The following is a 16,027-nucleotide window of genomic DNA, read 5'->3' as shown; positions in this document are numbered from 1 at the left end:
ATCATTTCAGGAGCTTCTGCCATGAGCCTCACCGGCCCGTCACTCACAGGCCTTCGCCGCGCGCTCGCCGGAGACACAACGTTTGCCCGCGTGCAGGCTGAAGCGTCCCGGAGTTTTGGACCCCGCAGCGAGGATTATCAGATCAGCGCACCTGCCGGGCTTCGTGCGGCGCTGCTGGCGGAGATGTCCGACGGCCTCACAGCGCTGCACGCCGGCGCCGGCGCGTCGCCCGAGGCAGGCAACAACGACGGCGGGGCACCCCTGGTGCTGGCCGTCACCGCCACCGGCCGCGAAGCGGAGGACCTCACCGCGGCGCTGCGGGCATTCCTGCCGGCCGGTTCCGTGGCCGAATTCCCCAGCTGGGAGACACTCCCGCACGAACGGTTGTCCCCGCGTTCGGACACTGTTGGCCGCCGCCTGTCCGTGCTCCGCCGGCTGGCCCACCCGGGGACGGCCTCCGGAGGGCCGCTCCGCGTGGTGGTGGCGCCTGTGCGCGCCGTGGTCCAGCCGATCGTGGCGGGCCTGGGCGATCTCAAGCCCGTCACGCTGAAGGTGGGCCAGGACGCCCCGTTTACCGACGTGGTGCGCAGCCTCTCCGACGCCGCTTACGCCCGTGTGGACATGGTGACGCACCGCGGCGAGTTCGCGGTCCGCGGCGGCATCCTGGACGTGTTCCCGCCCACCGAGGACCACCCCATCCGGGTGGAGTTCTTCGGTGACGAGGTGGACCAGATGCGCTGGTTTGCCGTGGCGGACCAGCGTTCCCTCTCGTCTCCGGGCCTGCACCACCCCACCGAACTGCATGCCCCGCCGTGCCGCGAGATCCTGATCACCCCCTCCGTGATGTCCAGGGCGGCTACGCTCAAAACCCAGCTGCCCGCCGCTGCCGACATGCTCGAAAAGATCGCCGGCGGCATCGCGGTGGAAGGCATGGAGTCCCTGGCGCCCGTGCTGGTGGACGCCATGGTTCCCTTTGTGGAGCAACTTCCTGGCGGTTCCATCTCGGTGGTGATCGAGCCGGAAAAGGTCCGCACCCGCGCCCACGACCTCGCAGCCACGAACGAGGAATTCCTCGAGGCCGCGTGGTCCACTGCCTCGGACGGCGGCACGGCGCCTCTTGACCTGAGCTCCGCTGCCTCAGCCGCCCTCCACTCCGCCAGCTTCCGCTCCCTGACGGAGACGCGCACTTCGGCCCTCGGCCAGGAGGTCTCGTGGTGGTCCATCACCTCGCTGGCCACCGACGAAGAGCTGACGCCGGACATCAACGTGCTCAACCTGCACGCCCGGGAGCCCCGCGGCTACCAGGGCGACGTGGCGGAAATGATGGAGTTCATCGGTTCGCACGTACAGGACCAGTGGCGCATTGTGGTGGCCACTGAGGGCCCCGGCCCGGCCCAGCGCCTGGCCGAGCTGTTCCATGACGCGGACATTCCCTGTGCCCGGGTTGACTCGCTGGACAACGAGCCCCAGCCCGGCATCATCGAGGTGACCACTGCCGCCGTCGGACGCGGTTTTGTCCTGGACGGGCTGAAACTGGGCCTGCTGACGGAAGCGGACCTGCTGGGACGCACGTCCGCGGGTTCCACGAAGGACATGCGGCGCATGCCCTCCAAGCGGCGGAACGCCGTGGACCCGCTGCAGCTGGTGGCGGGCGACCACGTAGTCCACGAGCAGCACGGCATCGGCCGCTTCGTGGAGCTGATCCAGCGCAAGGTGGCGGGAGGCGGAGATGGCGTCCGCGAGTACCTCGTCCTGGAATACGCCCCGTCCAAGCGCGGCGCTCCCGGCGACAGGCTCTTTGTGCCCACGGACCAGCTGGACCAGGTCACCCGCTACGTTGGCGGCGACACTCCTGCGCTCAGCAAGATGGGCGGCTCGGACTGGGCCAGCACCAAGTCCAAGGCGCGCAAGGCAGTCAAGGAGATCGCCGGCGAACTCATCCGGCTGTATTCGGCCCGGATGGCCTCCAAGGGCTTTGCCTTCGGCCCCGACACGCCGTGGCAGCGCGAGCTGGAAGAGGCGTTCCCCTACGTGGAAACCCCGGACCAGCTGACCACCATCAACGAGGTCAAGGCGGACATGGAACGCGAGATTCCCATGGACCGGCTGGTGTCCGGCGACGTGGGCTACGGCAAGACCGAAATCGCCGTCCGAGCCGCCTTCAAGGCCGTCCAGGATGGCAAGCAGGTTGCCGTGCTGGTGCCCACCACCCTGCTGGCCCAGCAGCACTACGAGACCTTCACGGAACGGTTCTCCGGTTTCCCGCTGCGGGTGAAGCCGCTGTCCCGCTTCCAGGCATCAAAGGAGGCCAAGGAGACCGCGGAAGGCGTCAAGAACGGTTCCGTTGACGTGGTGATCGGCACGCACCGGCTCCTGTCCAAGGACTTTGCGTTCAAGGACCTGGGCCTGGTGATCGTGGACGAGGAACAGCGCTTCGGCGTGGAACACAAGGAAGCGCTGAAGAAAATGCGCACCAACGTGGACGTCCTGGCCATGAGCGCCACGCCAATCCCGCGCACCCTGGAGATGTCGCTGACCGGCATCCGTGAAACGTCCACCCTGGCCACCCCGCCGGAAGAGCGCCACCCGGTGCTGACCTATGTGGGACCGTATACGGACAAGCAGACGTCCGCCGCCATCCGGCGCGAACTGATGCGCGAGGGCCAGGTGTTCTTCGTGCACAACCGGGTGTCATCCATCGAACGGACCGCCGCCAAGATCCGTGAACTGGTCCCCGAGGCCCGGGTGGAGGTGGCCCACGGCCAGATGTCCGAGAGCCGCCTCGAGCAGATCATCGTGGACTTCTGGGAGAAGCGCTTCGACGTGCTGGTGTGCACCACCATCATCGAAACCGGCCTGGACATCTCCAACGCCAACACCTTGATCGTGGACGGTGCGGACAAGTACGGCCTCTCCCAGCTGCACCAGCTGCGCGGACGCGTGGGCCGCGGCCGCGAGCGCGCTTACGCGTACTTCCTCTACCCTTCGGAGAAGCCGCTGGGCGAGGTGGCGCTGGAACGGCTCAAAGCTGTGGCAGCGCATAACGAGCTTGGCGCCGGCATGCAGCTGGCCATGAAGGACCTCGAAATCCGCGGCGCGGGCAACCTGCTGGGCGGCGAACAGTCCGGCCACATCCAGGGCGTGGGCTTCGACCTCTACATCCGCCTGGTGGGCGAAGCCGTGGCGGACTTCCGCGGCGAGGCCGAAGAGAAGGCCGCGGAAATGAAAATCGAGCTCCCCGTGAACGCCCACCTGCCGCACGATTACGTGCCGGGCGAACGACTGCGTCTCGAGGCGTACAGAAAGCTGGCCTCCGCGCTCACGAACGTAGCCATCGACGAAGTCCTGGCCGAACTGGTGGACCGCTATGGCGAACCGCCGCTGCCCGCCCAGAACCTGATCGCCGTCGCTCGTTTCAGGGTGGGAGCCCGCGAAGCCGGGCTATCCGACGTCGCCCTGCAGGGAAACTTCATCAAGTTCTCCCCGGCGCAGCTGCCCGAATCGAAGACCATGCGGCTTGCCCGGATGTACCCGGGCTCGCAGTCCAAGCCCGCCCTGGACGCGGTGCTGATCCCCAAGCCCAAGACGGCCCGGATCGGCGGCCGCGACCTCCAGGACGCCGAGATCCTGGAGTGGGCCAACGGCGTCATCCGGAACATCTTCTCCGACGCCCCGCTCACAGTCGGTTAGCCGCATGATGGGAGGACACCACGCCGCGTCGGGAGCCGCGGCGTGGGTAGCCATTGCCTCGACGGGGCCATACACCCTGGGCTGGTACCCGCTGGACGCCACCGGGATCCTGATCGGCGGCATGGCGACGGCGGGAACCGCTCTGGTGTGCGACTGGGACCACCGCCACAGCACCGTGGCCAATTCACTGCCGCCGCTGTCCAACGTAATCGCGGTGGGGATCGAAAATGCCAGCGGCGGCCACCGGCAGGGGACGCACTCGGTGCTCGGGGCCGCCTTCTTCGTGCTGCTGGCCACCATTGCCGGGCAGCTACAGCTGCACACTGACTGGGGCCTGCTGTCAGTGGGTGCCGGCCTGCTGTGCATGTTCATGATCAATATCGCCGCCAAGGCCCTGAAGCTCTTCCCCAAGTCAGGCTTCATCAGCAACTGGCTCTTCGCCCTGACCATGGCCGGGCTGGTCACCTGGTTCGCGCCGGACCAATGGACCTGGCTTCCCGTCTCGATGCTCACCGGGGTGGTGGTGCACATCGTCGGCGACATGATCACCACCGGGGGAGTGCCCCTGCTCTGGCCGATCGTGATCAAGCCGCCCCGGTTCCTGCGGAAGCTCCCGGTGCTCAACGACGTGTGGAAAGCCAACGGCGCGTTCTCCATCCCGCTGCTGGGGCGGGCCGGCTCCCGGCGCGAGTGGCTGGTGCTGATTCCCGTCAGCGCCTACGCCATGGTGGGGATGTGCGTGGCGGCCTGGGCGCTGGCCAAGGCCCATTTCCCGGCAGCCCTTGCACTGGGAAGCACCCTGGTCAACAGCCTGTTCGGCGCGGCCGGTTAAACAGCTGTGGCCCCCGGAATCCGGGGGCCCCAGCTGTTTAACGTGGAAGTCTTAGTTCTCGCCGGCCGAATCCGAGCGGCCCAGGAGGGTCTGCGGGATCCAGAACGCTGCGGCGAAGAGGACCAGGCAGACGGCCATCGGCCACGGGTTGCCCAGCGTCAGGAAGGACAGCGAGTAGATGGAGCCGAGGAACAGGGCCATCATGACCACGAAAACGGCGATGCTTCCGGCAAGGCTGTTCTCGTTCTGAGGGGTCTTGGGGCTATCAACGGTCTTGGACATTCATTCCTCCTCGGCCCCGCAGGGCTCAAAACGCCCCGAAGGGCTCAAAAACTGTGGCGCTTCCGCATCCGGTCAGTACGCGGACGAACCCTGTTCGCCCTTGACGATCGCAATTCCGGAGCTGGCGCCAATACGTGTTGCACCTGCAGCAATCATAGCCTGAGCGTCGGCCAGCGAACGCACGCCGCCGGAGGCCTTGACGCCAACATCCGGGCCCACCGTGCGGCGCATCAGGGCCACGTCCTCCACCGTGGCGCCGCCGCCGTTGAAGCCCGTGGACGTCTTGACGAAGTCCGCGCCTGCTTCCACTGCCGCTTCGCAAGCCAGGACTTTCTGGGAATCACTGAGCAGCGCAGTCTCGATGATCACCTTCAAGATGGCGTCGCTGCCGTGCACGGCCTCGGCGACGGCCCGGATGTCATCAACCAGCGCGCCTTTGTCATCTGCGCGGGCGGCCGCAATGTTGATCACCATGTCCACCTCGTCGGCGCCGTCCAGCACAGCGCCGCGGGCTTCGAAGGCCTTGACATCGGTGGGGGTGGCACCGAGGGGGAAGCCGACCACCGAACAGGTCAGGACGCCCGAACCCTTGAGCGCGTTGGTAACGGTCTTCACCCACACCGGGTTCACGCAGACGGATTTGAAGCGGTACTCGGCGGCCTCGGAACAGACCTTGAGGATCTCCGCTTCGCTGGCCTCAGGCTTCAGCAGCGTGTGGTCGATGAAGGAGGCGATTTCTCCGGGTGCGGTGGCCCCGGGCGCCGTGACGCCGGCGGTGGTTTCAGGCATGCCGGCCGCGGTGGCTTCGTTGCTCATGGTGGTCCTTCCTGGTGGGCCTGCCGGGCCTTGTGGGCAACAGGCGCCGTGTTCTACTTGGCTTCTCAGGTGACCATCTTGCCACAACGGGGCTAAGCCGCAGCGGGCACAGGTTCCTGCAGCGTGGCCTGCATGAGCTGGGCTGCGCAGACGCCCGCCGCGGAGCCTGACGCCACGAGCAGGCCCAGGCGGACGCCGTCGAACGAGGCGGCGTCGCCGATGGCCCAGATCCCCGGAACGGACGTCCGGAAGTCCTGGCCGATCACGATCCCGCCGTTGGCGGCCGTCTGAAGGCCTGCGCTCGCCGCCAGGCCATCCCTGGCCACCCGCTCCTCGGCGAGGACCACCAGGTCGCCGTTCATGCTGCTGCCGTCCTCGAACACAATCCCGGCGGCGGGGAGTGCCGAACCCGCCAGTGTCGGGACCACCGTAGCCGGCCGGAGCGTGGTGCGGATAGGCCTGACGCCGCGGGCCCGTAGCACCGCTTCGGCCTGTCCCGCCTCGGGGCCCGTCCCCACCAGGATCCCCAGCGGCCTGCGCCCGAGCACACGGGTGACTTCCTTGACGGCGTCGCCAATACGGGCGGCGTCGTCAATGGTGGAGTAGCTGAGGCACCGGCCGGCGCCGTCCACGGGAGCCAGGGCCGGGGCGGAGCCGGTGGCAATCACCAGCTGGTCGTAGCTGAACTCCATGCCGTCCGCGGTGGCCACCGTGCGGTTGGCCGCATCAATGAAGCTGGCCGGCTGCCCGAAACGGACGGAAACCTGCGGAAGGGCTGCCAGCTCCAGAAGCTCGGTCGGGGCGTCGTCGCGGTTGCTGAGCACCGTGACGGTGCCTGCGAAACGGGACCTCTCCAGCTGGCCCACCAGGGCTCGGGCAGCGGGTCCGGCGCCGGCAATGACCACGCGCGGTGCCGGGGATGACCCCCGGAACGTGGCGGAGGAGGAGATGGACGGTGCCGGAGCGGACATGTGAAGGCCCTTTCGCTGGTGAGGCCGTTGTCAGGCCCGGGTTGCTGATGGGAATCAGCCTAGGCGTACGGTTTTTCCGGGGTGTTTCCCGGTTGTTGCCGGAATGTCCCTGCTCGTTCCACGATGTTTACCAGCCGGCAACAAATGTGTCCTTCGGTGTGTTCCGGCTCACAATCAGGGCCCTGCCCCGTCCTTCATTGGTCAGCCATAGCGGCGGAATGCCTCCCGGAGGCCTCCGGCCACGACTTTGGCGACGACGCCGGCGCGTTCTCCGGGACCGTGGACACCAGCTGGTTCCACCGAAGCGATCAGGGCTGCCGCGTCCGCCAGCCCCATGGTGACCGGGGCATCCAGCAGCGATCCCACCGTGAGACGGGCCTGCCTGGTGTCCTCCCAGGCGTCCGGTCCGGGATCGTCGTGGAAGACCCTGGCCAGGGACAGCCGGTGCCAGGCGCCGCCCGCATGGACGGACGCCCGGTAGGTCACCGACTCGCCGCGGACGTCCACCCGTCCGCCCGCCAGGAACACCCTGGAACCGAACGGCGCGTGGTCGAGGAAACCCGTGAGCCCGGCCGCTGCGCCTGAACCGTCCAGGGGCAGGGTCACCGTAACCGTCAGCCGGACGTCCTGGCCTCCGGCGTCGCCGCTTCCCTGTCCGGCAAACCGCTCGGTGAAGCGGATGCCGGCGGGCGGTTCCGCCATCGCAGTGCAGGAAGCGTCCTTGGGCAGGCCTTCGGCGGTCATGTCCTTGAAATAGTTGCGGGCGTCCCGGTACCCCATGGCGATCAGCGTGTCCGCATCGATGCGGTTCAGGTAGAACTCCGGGTCCAGCGGCAGGGGATTCTCCGGCCTGACCACGTGGAGGACGAAGTCCCGTCCGGCCGCTCCCGCAGCCTCGAAGTCTGCCAGCAACGCGCCCATGGCGCTCATCTCGATCATGTGCACGTACTGCTCCAGCGGACCGTCGCCCCAGTACCCGGTGTTGCCGATGCACCAGACCAGCCACACCTCGTCCGCCCCGCGGCGGAGGGCTTCGGCAACGTTGGCGTCACGGATCCAGACCGCATCCGTCCAGACTTTCCCCTCACGCCGCAGCGGAGTGAGGAAAATGGGCAAGGACATTCCCGCCGCCATCAGTTCGGGATCCACGTCACGGGCGTCGATGGCGTGACAGCGCTTTTCGGTGAACTCCACCACGTTGAAGGTGCCCTCGACGGCGCCCGGCAGGGCGGCGCGGCGACGGATCTCGCCGGCGTCGATCCCGAGGGCCGGGAACACCTTGCCGAGCAGGCCGTCGGCGTCGCCGATGGCGGGCAGTGACCACGGGCCCTTGACGTAGTCGCCCAGGGGCAGCGCCGAGCCGAAGTCCTTGACGTTCACGCCGGACCAGTTCCTGCACATGTCCTCTGGCGACACCCCGGACAGCAGCATGCCCGCAGTCAGGATGCCGCCGGAGGTCCCGTCCACGTGGTCAAAGTGCAGCCCCTCTTCCGCCAGCGCGCGCACCACTCCGGCCTGCCATGCCACGCGCATGCCGCCCCCCGCCAGGACCAGCGAGCGCTTCACGGTCGTTCCCCCGAACCGGGGCCGTAGCCCCCGCCAGCCCCTCGCAGATAGACCAGGCGGCGCAGGTAGATCAGGCAGAGTGCCGCCGTCGCAAGGTCGAACGCGGCCACGGCCAGCGCCACGGGCGCGAAGACGCCGTTGAGGACCCCGACCGCGACGGCGGCGCATGCCCCCGCCTTCTGCACGCCGGACCACAGCAGTACTTCGGCCGCCGGCTGCGGTCGCAGCAGCGTGTGGAGCAGAAGTCCGCCGACCACCACCATGAACATCCCCACGGTGGCGAACAGCTGGCGGGCCGCCGTCGTCGGCTCCGCGCCCAGCAGCTCCAGGACGGCGCCGCCGAACGGGATCTGCACCGCACCGGAAAAGACGGTGACGACGGCGATCGCGGCCAGGACGGCACGCAGCGGATCGGCCGCGATCCAGGCGCCGATGCCGGGAAAGGCCGCCCCGGACGGGCCTACCGCCCCGCTCATGCTCTGCCCCGCGGATGCTGCGCCCTGCTCATGCGAACGCCTCCCACAACCGGCCCCGGTCCACCAGCAGCCAGACGATGGCCAGCCAGGTGAGCGTGGAAACGTAGAAGCGGATGTCGTTCAGCAGCATCCACCGGCGCAGCAGGGAACGCAGTTCGGCGTCGTCAACAAAGTCTCCGCCCCGGATCCTGATGTTGACGGGAATGATCATGGCCTGGCCCACCACGGTGAGGGTGATGATCCCGAGGAGGCACAGCACAGCGGGGATGATCCGGACCGTGCCCCATTCCGTCCAGACCAGGATGATGCCGCTGATGAACATCGGCGGCACCACCACGGTGAAGAACTTGGTGGCCTGGCGGGTGGGGATGCCGAAGTGCATGTCCACGTTGCCCCGGTTCAGGGACTCCCAGGTGGGGTAAAGGAAGAACTTCAGCACCCACATGGTGCCCACGTACATGGTGGCGCCGAACAGGAAGTACAGCGCGTTCAGCAGCAGGAGCCAGTTCACCGGGTGTCTCCGGTGCCGGTGCGGGCCGTGGTGCTCCGGTCCGGTGCGGGCAGCCAGTCCTGGCCCTGGCCCAGGCCAACGACGGACTCGAGCGGGTCGCCGCCGGGAATCCGGGCGGCTTCCTCGGCCGTTGGTGCCGTGAGGAACCAGGCCTCGTAGTGGTCGTCCAGCACTCCGTGGGCTTCGGGCAGGTAGGCGGTGAACACCGGATTCTCCGCCGGCTTTAGGTTCTTGAGGGCGGCAACGCCCGGCGCGTCGCCCAGCACCAGCCGGGCCCTGGCGTCGCCACCCAGGGCGATGTCCCCGGTGGCTTCGAAGTAGATGTCGGATTTCATGAGCATCCCGCGGAAGGCGCAATAGTTGGAGGCGGCGAGCTTGAGCGGGATGCCCATCGCCGGGGGCCGTTCAATCTCGATGAAGCAGCCCAGCCTGCCGCCGTCGTCGTACTGCGCCGAAACCGTCGCGTCGGTGACCACGAAGTCCAGGTTGGCCTGGTGTTTGGGCATGCCCCAGATGCCTTTGCCGCCTTTGACCGAAACCTCGGTGCTGACCGGCAGGTCCACCACGTACTGGCCCAGCCCGAATGTCTTTTGGAAGACCAGCGGCAGCAGCGGAGGTGCCGGCCGGGAGCCGTGCGTGACGGCGATCGCCAGCGAGTATTCGATGTATTTGCCGATGTCCGTCGATTTGTAGTTCACCACGGTGACCACCAGCAGCCCCTTGCCGCCCAGGCTGAACGGACGCAGCTCAGTGCCGGGCAGGATCGCAGCGGCCGCGCGCTTGTTGATGGGAAAGGCCGCCATCAGCACGGGGGAATCGTCGGAGTTGACCGGCATCGAGTATTTGATGCCGTCCACCGTGGCGTGTTGTCCCCGCAGGCGCTCCTGGCGGTGCGGCACGGGGGAGGGCACCAGCCGCAGCAGGGAAGCGGCAAGACCGATGAGTTTGTTCATCTGTTCAGCTCCTTGAGGATGACGGGATAGGTGTCCGCCCAGGCGCGGGCACCGAAGAAGACGTCCAGGTGCCCGTACCCGGGCAACAGGTGCAGGGAATCCCTGCCGGGCCGGTGGCCCTGGAAGAAGGCGAAGGTCCGCTCCTGGCTTTCGGGCAGGAAGCAGCGGTTGTTGCGGCCGGCCAGGAAGGAGAACCTGGCGTCGGTCTGCGGCGCTTCGGCCAGGAAGTTGGCGGGCAGTTCCGGGTGGTTCCCCGCGGCAACCATGCGCCGGGCCAGCACGCTGCGGCCCATCTCGGACAGGAACGTGAACGGCACCTCGGCAAACTCCCCGCTGATCCAGTCGTGGGTGGCCACATCCAGGTTCTCGTGGGACCAGAGCGCGGGCCGGCCGCTGCCGTACGTGAAGCTGACCAGCCGGCACACCAGGTTGTCGCATTCGTGGTGGGTGGCCTTGACCATGGACCTGAGGATGCGGGAGAAGTATCCGTTGGATTTGTAGCCCCACGCAGGCGAAAGACAGGGCGTGAACGGCTTCAGCAGCTCGGCAAGGTAGGTGATCTTGATGACCGACCACAGCGGGATCACGGGATGCAGGGACACTGCGTTGGACACCACCGTATCCACCCGGGGCAGGAGCCCGGCCACGGCCGCCATGGTGAAGGAAACCGACCCCTGGCAATGGATGACCGCCTTCAGCGTTTCGGCGCCGGTGGCTCCCAGGACGTAGTCGACGGCGGCAGGGTGGTCGTACACCGCGGCGTCGCCCAGGGTCCAGGAGAGGGGTTCCAGGTCGATGGAGGCCCGCCAGTTCAGGAGCCAGACGTCCCAACCGTCTTCCAGCAGGGCGTCCACGAGGGTCCGCGGCAGCGGAGGCCGGAAAAGCTCGGCGCGGACCCCGGCCCCGTGGACCAGCAGCACCGGCCCTTTTTCCGGAGCCCCGGAGTCGGCCGGTGCAGCGCTGGTGACGTGCACCAGGGTCAGCGGCGTGCCGTCGCGGGCGGTAAACGGGATGACTTCCGTGACGTGGTCCGCCCGGGTGATGGTGCGGGGGCTGTTCATGGCGCGAATCCTTCCCTGGCGACGGTGACCGGCGGTTCGAAAAGCCGAAGCGGCGGCAATCCGGTTGCCGGCACGGGGCGGAGGCCGCCGTCGTCGTTTTCCGTCAGGGTCCAGTCCCGGCAGACGCGGTCCACTGCCACGGGATAGACCGTCAGGTTGCCGTCTGCCGTGATCCGGATCCGCAGGAAGCCCTTGTGGTCCTCAATGGCCTGGCCGGACATTGCCCACGACGCCACTTCTCCGCGTGGCGTGCCCAGGATGAAGAGCGCGAACGCTTCGCTGCCGGCTCCAAACCCGGTGGCGAAGATGATGGCGAGTACCAGCGCAAGCGTCAGGAACGGCGGCCATGCCGCCTGCCACGGCAGGAGGAGGACGACGGCGATTCCCGCCCCGAGCGCCGTGAGCTGCCACAGCGCACCCCGGGCAACCGTGAACCCGGCGCCGTCTTCCCGGGGATCCCGGGCGAGGCCGAGCGCGGTGCCGAGGGTGACTAGCAGCAGGAGCAGGAACAGGGGGACTGCGAGGATCGCTACCGCGAGGAGCCCGGTATTGCCTGCCCTCAGGCTGAGCAGGCTGTCCACGAAGGAGAGGCCGCGGAATGCACTGAAGACGGTCCAGAGCGTCAGCGCAGCCACCAGGTGCGCGATGCCGAGTGCCGAGCCGAAGCCCGGGTTCCGCAGCGGCAGCCAGAACGGTGTCAGCGGATTGGCCAGGCGTCCGCGGAACTGCCGGGACTCTGCCTTGCCCGGGAAGGTTCCCGGAGCCAGGGCGAAGCGTCGGCCGGGGCGGGGATTGCTCCGTGGTTCTGCGGCGGCCGGGGTGCGGGGCTCCGTGCCGGTGACGGCATGTGCGGGCTGGTGCGCCGGAAGCGTGAGCTCCGCAGGCAGCCACCGGGCGTCCAGGAGGAACGCGCCGCCCAGGCCGCAGGTGATGAGCTGGGTCCGGCGCGGGTCGTCCCCGGGCCGGGCGCCGGTCCGTTGGCCGGGCGCTTCCGGTGCCAGTTCCTCGTATCGCGAATAGTGGTGCAGGTCCCCGGTGAGCCACAGCCGCACGGACGCCCCCGTTTCCTCGAACACCCCGGCACGGTGGTTGAAACGGCGCCGCAAGTAGTCCTGCTCGAAGAAGTGCACCTGCCGGAAAGCATTCGCGTTTTCCGTTTCCCGCACCCAGTAGGGCGCTGCCACGCAGAGGATGATGGCATCGCCCGGCAGCAGCCTGGTGGTCACCGTGTTGTAGAAGTAGTCCAGCTGCGGTTCGTCGATGTACTGGCCCAGCTGGCTGTCCAGGCCCACGAGCCACCAGCCGGGGGAGTCGTCCCCGCCCGTCAGCCGGAGGGCGAAGTAGCTGCGCGTCTGGATGGTCCGCCAGCCGCCGATGTTCCGTTGCCGGGTGAACAGCCGGATGAAGGAGGTCAGTCCGTCGTACCAGTCATGGTTGCCGGGCAGCGCCAGCAGCACGCCGTCCCGGCCGGGGGAGCCGCCGCCGGGCAGCGCCGTCCGGTACGGCCCCACCATGCGGTCCTCGTAGGCGGCGGGCGCGGCCACCGGATACACCTCGTCCCCGCCCAGCACCAGCACCTTGCCGCGGCTCAGTTCATGCCCGTCCACCAGCAGCGACTTTTCGGCCAGCAACGACGCCACCGTGTAGGTGGCATCAAAGCCGTCGCCGAGGTCGGCCGTGAAATCCAGCCACAGTGCAGCGGCCCCGGACCCGTCCGCGAGGCCGGCTCCCTGGCCGTCGGTTTCTTCGGCGGGTTCGTCGGAGCGTGACGTGCGCGGCGTTCCGGGCAGCCCCAGGTCGCGGACTACCGGCTGCGCGGGCTGGCCGGGGACGGGCAGCCTGTCCAGGTCGAGATCGTAGCGGGGGAAGCCGCCCTCCAGTTCACGTTTGTCGCCGAAATCGGCGAAGACGGACGCGAGGACAACCCGCACGGCGGTCCTGCCCAGCTGGGCCGGGGCGAGCCAGCGCACTGCGTCCCGCGGAGTGAAGCCAAGCCTGTCGCTGTGCTGTGCCAGCTCAGCCCGTTTCATGCCCCCGTCGCCCTTCACTGCCGGCCGGCGGCCTTGCCGGCGTCAACGCGGCCGTGCATCCGGCGGCCGTACACCTGCCAGAGCTCGCCGAGAAAGACCTTGCCGAATGCTGCCAGGGCGCTCGCAGGGTTCGGGCCGGCGACGCGGAACGTGGTCAGTTGGCGGGCGAAGTCCCACGGCCGGATGAACAGCATCCCTGCGCCCGCCACCATGGCCCCGTTTTTGTCCACATCGAGGGGGTTCCGGGGCGCGGAAGTCTTATTATCTGGACGAAAACTCGGGGCAGTGGCAGTGGGAGCGACCGGGTCCGGAGGCGGAACATGCCCGCGCAGGACGGTGACGTAAAGCGTGGTGGTGTCACCCCAGACGTCGAAGCCTGCATCGTTGCGGACGTCCTTGTGGCCCACAAAGGTCAGCGGAGTGCCACCCGGATCCCGCAGCCAGAGCCGGTAGAGCATCTTCCGGCCGGCAGGTTCAGGACCGTCCTTGACGAAGAGGTTGAACCAGCCACGTTCCACCGGCAGGCGGCCGCCGAACTGGTCTGCCAGGACGTAGCCTTCAGCCGTGGCCGGATGGAGCGGATCACGGACGAACGCGTCAATATCCGGGGCGGTGATGGTGAGCTCGAACATCATCCGGCGGCTCCGGTCACGGCCCAGGCTGCGTCCTGCCTCGGGGTCCGTCACGCCTGCGCTGAACCACCCGTGCATCTGTTCGGTGAAACTGACGGAGGACGGCCCTGTTTCGGCCAGTTCGGTTTCCTCCTCGATCTCAGCTTCCTGCAGGGCCTCACTTTCGAGGGAGACGGCGGCCTCCGGGGATTTTGCGGATCGCAGGCCCAGCGACCTGCTGGCGGCCCGCGGGACGAACGTGCCTTCTTCGGCGGGGGCCCTGGCACCTTTGGTAGCGTCCGGCACCAGGGCGCGAAGCGGCCCCGGCTGGTAGCCGGGAATCCCTCCGTCGGGCGTCCCGCCGTCGACGCTTCCCGGCGGGAAGGCGGCGGTGTCCAGGCCGCCGCGCTGCCGGTCCGCACCGGTTCCGTCCAGGATCCGGTGGCAGGCCCGTTCGGCAAAGGCGGCGATGGTCAGGGCGGGGTTGGCACCCACCGGCCCGGGCATCACGGCGCCGTCCACCACATGCAGCCCGGGATAGCCAAAGACCTCACCGTAGGAGTCGCACACGCCTTCGCTGCTGTTCCGTCCTGCCGGGGCGCCCCCCAGCGGATGCACGGTGATGACCCGCTTGCTCCACCAGAGCGGATTCTGCTTGAAGCTCCCGCCCAGTTCCGTGGCGATCGCCTGCATTGTGGCCTGCATCCGGCCGAAGTACGCAGCCGAGGTGGCGAGGGTCCAGTTGATGGCCAGCCGGCCGCCCTGGAGCGTCATCACGCCGTCCGGTATGTCCCGGCCCATGCCGAGCAGGGGCACGGAGGACGCCGACAGCCGGCCGTCTCCCAGGGCCGCGGCAAGATCGGCGGAGATGTTGGAGCGCTGGGCCTGGAAGAGCCGGTCCTTGAGGAGCTGCACCATCACTTTGCCCGCGCGCTTTGCCACCTGGCGGAATTGTCCGGTTTCCAGGAGCCAGTTCATGAAGGAGGGGTACCCGGCGTCTTCGATGTAGTACCCGCGGCCGTCGCCGCCGTCGGTGGAGTCGGGCGTGCGGATGGCCGTGGTGATCACCGGTCCCATGCTGCCCGAGAGCGTGCGCGTGACGCCGTCGGGGTCCTTGGCGTCAAGGACGAAGCCCAGCAGGTCCCCGTTTCCGCTGAACCTGGTGCCCAGTGCAGGGCTGAGCGCGGGCAGTGAGGCGCGGTTGCGCAGCAGCAGGAACGTGGTGCCGAACGTTCCGGCGGCGAGGATGAGCCGGCGGCAGTGGATCAGCTGTTCGCGCAGGAGCCCGGGCGTGGCGTCTGCGGGATCGTGGACTACGTAGCGGACTTCATAGCCGCCTCCCGGAAGGGGGCGGATGCCGCGGACGTCGTGGTGGGTCCGGATGTCCGCGCCGGCAGCCTTGGCCGCGGACAGGTAGTTGTGGTCCAGGGTGTTCTTGGCACCGGTGTTGCACCCGATGTCGCATTCGCCGGACAGGGTGCAGGTGGTGCGCACCGTCCCCTCGCCATGGACGCTTCCGTACGGGGCAGGCGGCAGCACCTTGTTCCTGGCGGGGGCGGCGCCCGGCGACTGGGAGAAGGTGACGGCGATGGGCGGCCGCGTGATGCTGAGTCCGAGTGCGCGCGCGGCGGTTTCCATGGCCAGGGTCTTGGGGGTGTCCTGGTAAGGGTAGGGCACGGGGCGGAGCATGGCTTCGGCGGCATCGTAATAGGGCTCGAGGTCCTGCCTGCTAAAGGGCCAGCTTTCGTAGCCTCCGCCGGGAACGGGGGATTCCTGGACAAACCAGTTCTTGTCCTTGCGCAGCAGTACGTTCGCGTAAATCAAGGATCCGCCGCCCAGGCCGCTGGAGACGATTCCTTCCAGGCCCCGGAAGGTCCAGGCGTCAAAGAGACCGTAGAGGCCTTTGTCCGGATCCCAGAAGTTCCGGCCCATCTCGGCCGGTGTCCTGGCGAAGCTTCCCGGCGGGTAGGCCCTGCCCCGTTCCATCAGGACGACGGACTGGCCGCCGTCCGCTAAACGGTAGGCCGCTACCGATCCGCCGAAGCCGGAGCCCACCACCACGGCGTCCACCGACTCCGCGGGATCATCGTCCCCTTGCACCACCGGTTCCACGCAATTCCCCTTGGAAGAGCTGACTCGCCGGACGCCACTGCGGCCACGTACCGGAGCGGTACGAACGCGGCCACGGGGCGGTCAGACGCAAACCATAGCGACATGTTCCCACTGCG

General features: G+C 68.2%; 12 protein-coding genes. 2 read left to right on the top strand and 10 right to left on the bottom strand.

What is annotated here, in order from left to right:
* The first annotated feature begins 21 nt into the window (after positions 1 to 21).
* Together mfd and JOE31_RS16550 are read left to right on the top strand one after the other, a co-directional pair.
* Positions 22 to 3,690 (top strand): transcription-repair coupling factor, encoded by a 3,669-nt coding sequence (mfd, locus tag JOE31_RS16555; RefSeq protein ID WP_209746464.1) that lies wholly within the window; start codon positions 22 to 24, stop codon positions 3,688 to 3,690.
* 4 nt (positions 3,691 to 3,694) lie between these two features.
* Positions 3,695 to 4,522, top strand: a complete 828-nt coding sequence (locus JOE31_RS16550; protein ID WP_209746462.1) for a metal-dependent hydrolase — start codon at positions 3,695 to 3,697, stop codon at positions 4,520 to 4,522.
* A gap of 51 nt (positions 4,523 to 4,573) precedes the next feature.
* Here JOE31_RS16550 and JOE31_RS16545 read toward each other — a convergent pair whose 3' ends face one another.
* The 10 genes from JOE31_RS16545 to JOE31_RS21870 form a co-directional block, all read right to left on the bottom strand.
* Positions 4,574 to 4,804, bottom strand: a complete 231-nt coding sequence (locus tag JOE31_RS16545) for a hypothetical protein (protein ID WP_209746460.1) — start codon at positions 4,802 to 4,804, stop codon at positions 4,574 to 4,576.
* Positions 4,805 to 4,876: 72 nt separating this feature from the next.
* The gene (gene deoC / locus JOE31_RS16540) at positions 4,877 to 5,620 is read right to left on the bottom strand and encodes a deoxyribose-phosphate aldolase (protein WP_374100857.1); all 744 of its coding nucleotides are present in this window, start codon (positions 5,618 to 5,620) and stop codon (positions 4,877 to 4,879) included.
* 92 nt (positions 5,621 to 5,712) lie between these two features.
* Complete coding sequence (locus JOE31_RS16535) at positions 5,713 to 6,591, bottom strand: FAD-dependent oxidoreductase (RefSeq protein WP_209746458.1); 879 nt, start codon at positions 6,589 to 6,591, stop codon at positions 5,713 to 5,715.
* 201 nt (positions 6,592 to 6,792) lie between these two features.
* Positions 6,793 to 8,157 carry a patatin-like phospholipase family protein gene (locus tag JOE31_RS16530; protein ID WP_307864437.1) on the bottom strand — a complete coding sequence of 455 codons (1,365 nt, stop codon included), beginning with the start codon at positions 8,155 to 8,157 and terminating at the stop codon, positions 6,793 to 6,795.
* On the bottom strand, positions 8,154 to 8,633 hold the full coding sequence (locus JOE31_RS21605; RefSeq protein ID WP_245199225.1) for a hypothetical protein: 480 nt from the start codon (positions 8,631 to 8,633) through the stop codon (positions 8,154 to 8,156). Before JOE31_RS21605 ends, JOE31_RS16530 begins: the two co-directional genes overlap by 4 nt.
* Before the next feature lie 28 nt (positions 8,634 to 8,661).
* Positions 8,662 to 9,144: a hypothetical protein gene (locus JOE31_RS16525; RefSeq protein WP_209746454.1), complete on the bottom strand. Its 483-nt coding sequence runs from the start codon at positions 9,142 to 9,144 to the stop codon at positions 8,662 to 8,664.
* Positions 9,141 to 10,097: an acetoacetate decarboxylase family protein gene (locus JOE31_RS16520; RefSeq protein WP_209746452.1), complete on the bottom strand. Its 957-nt coding sequence runs from the start codon at positions 10,095 to 10,097 to the stop codon at positions 9,141 to 9,143. The genes JOE31_RS16525 and JOE31_RS16520 overlap by 4 nt, the downstream gene beginning before the upstream one ends.
* Positions 10,094 to 11,158: an alpha/beta fold hydrolase gene (locus JOE31_RS16515; protein ID WP_209746450.1), complete on the bottom strand. Its 1,065-nt coding sequence runs from the start codon at positions 11,156 to 11,158 to the stop codon at positions 10,094 to 10,096. Before JOE31_RS16515 ends, JOE31_RS16520 begins: the two co-directional genes overlap by 4 nt.
* Positions 11,155 to 13,188, bottom strand: coding sequence for a hypothetical protein (locus tag JOE31_RS16510; protein WP_209746448.1), 2,034 nt, complete (start codon positions 13,186 to 13,188; stop codon positions 11,155 to 11,157). Before JOE31_RS16510 ends, JOE31_RS16515 begins: the two co-directional genes overlap by 4 nt.
* A 14-nt stretch (positions 13,189 to 13,202) precedes the next feature.
* Positions 13,203 to 15,911: a GMC oxidoreductase gene (locus JOE31_RS21870; RefSeq protein WP_209746446.1), complete on the bottom strand. Its 2,709-nt coding sequence runs from the start codon at positions 15,909 to 15,911 to the stop codon at positions 13,203 to 13,205.
* Positions 15,912 to 16,027 lie beyond the last annotated feature (116 nt).

This window comes from Arthrobacter sp. PvP023, from assembly GCF_017832975.1.
In the GTDB taxonomy this organism is placed as follows: Bacteria; Actinomycetota; Actinomycetes; order Actinomycetales; family Micrococcaceae; genus Arthrobacter.
Note: the sequence above shows the minus strand (reverse complement) of the source record. Positions and strands in the feature narration are given on the sequence as shown.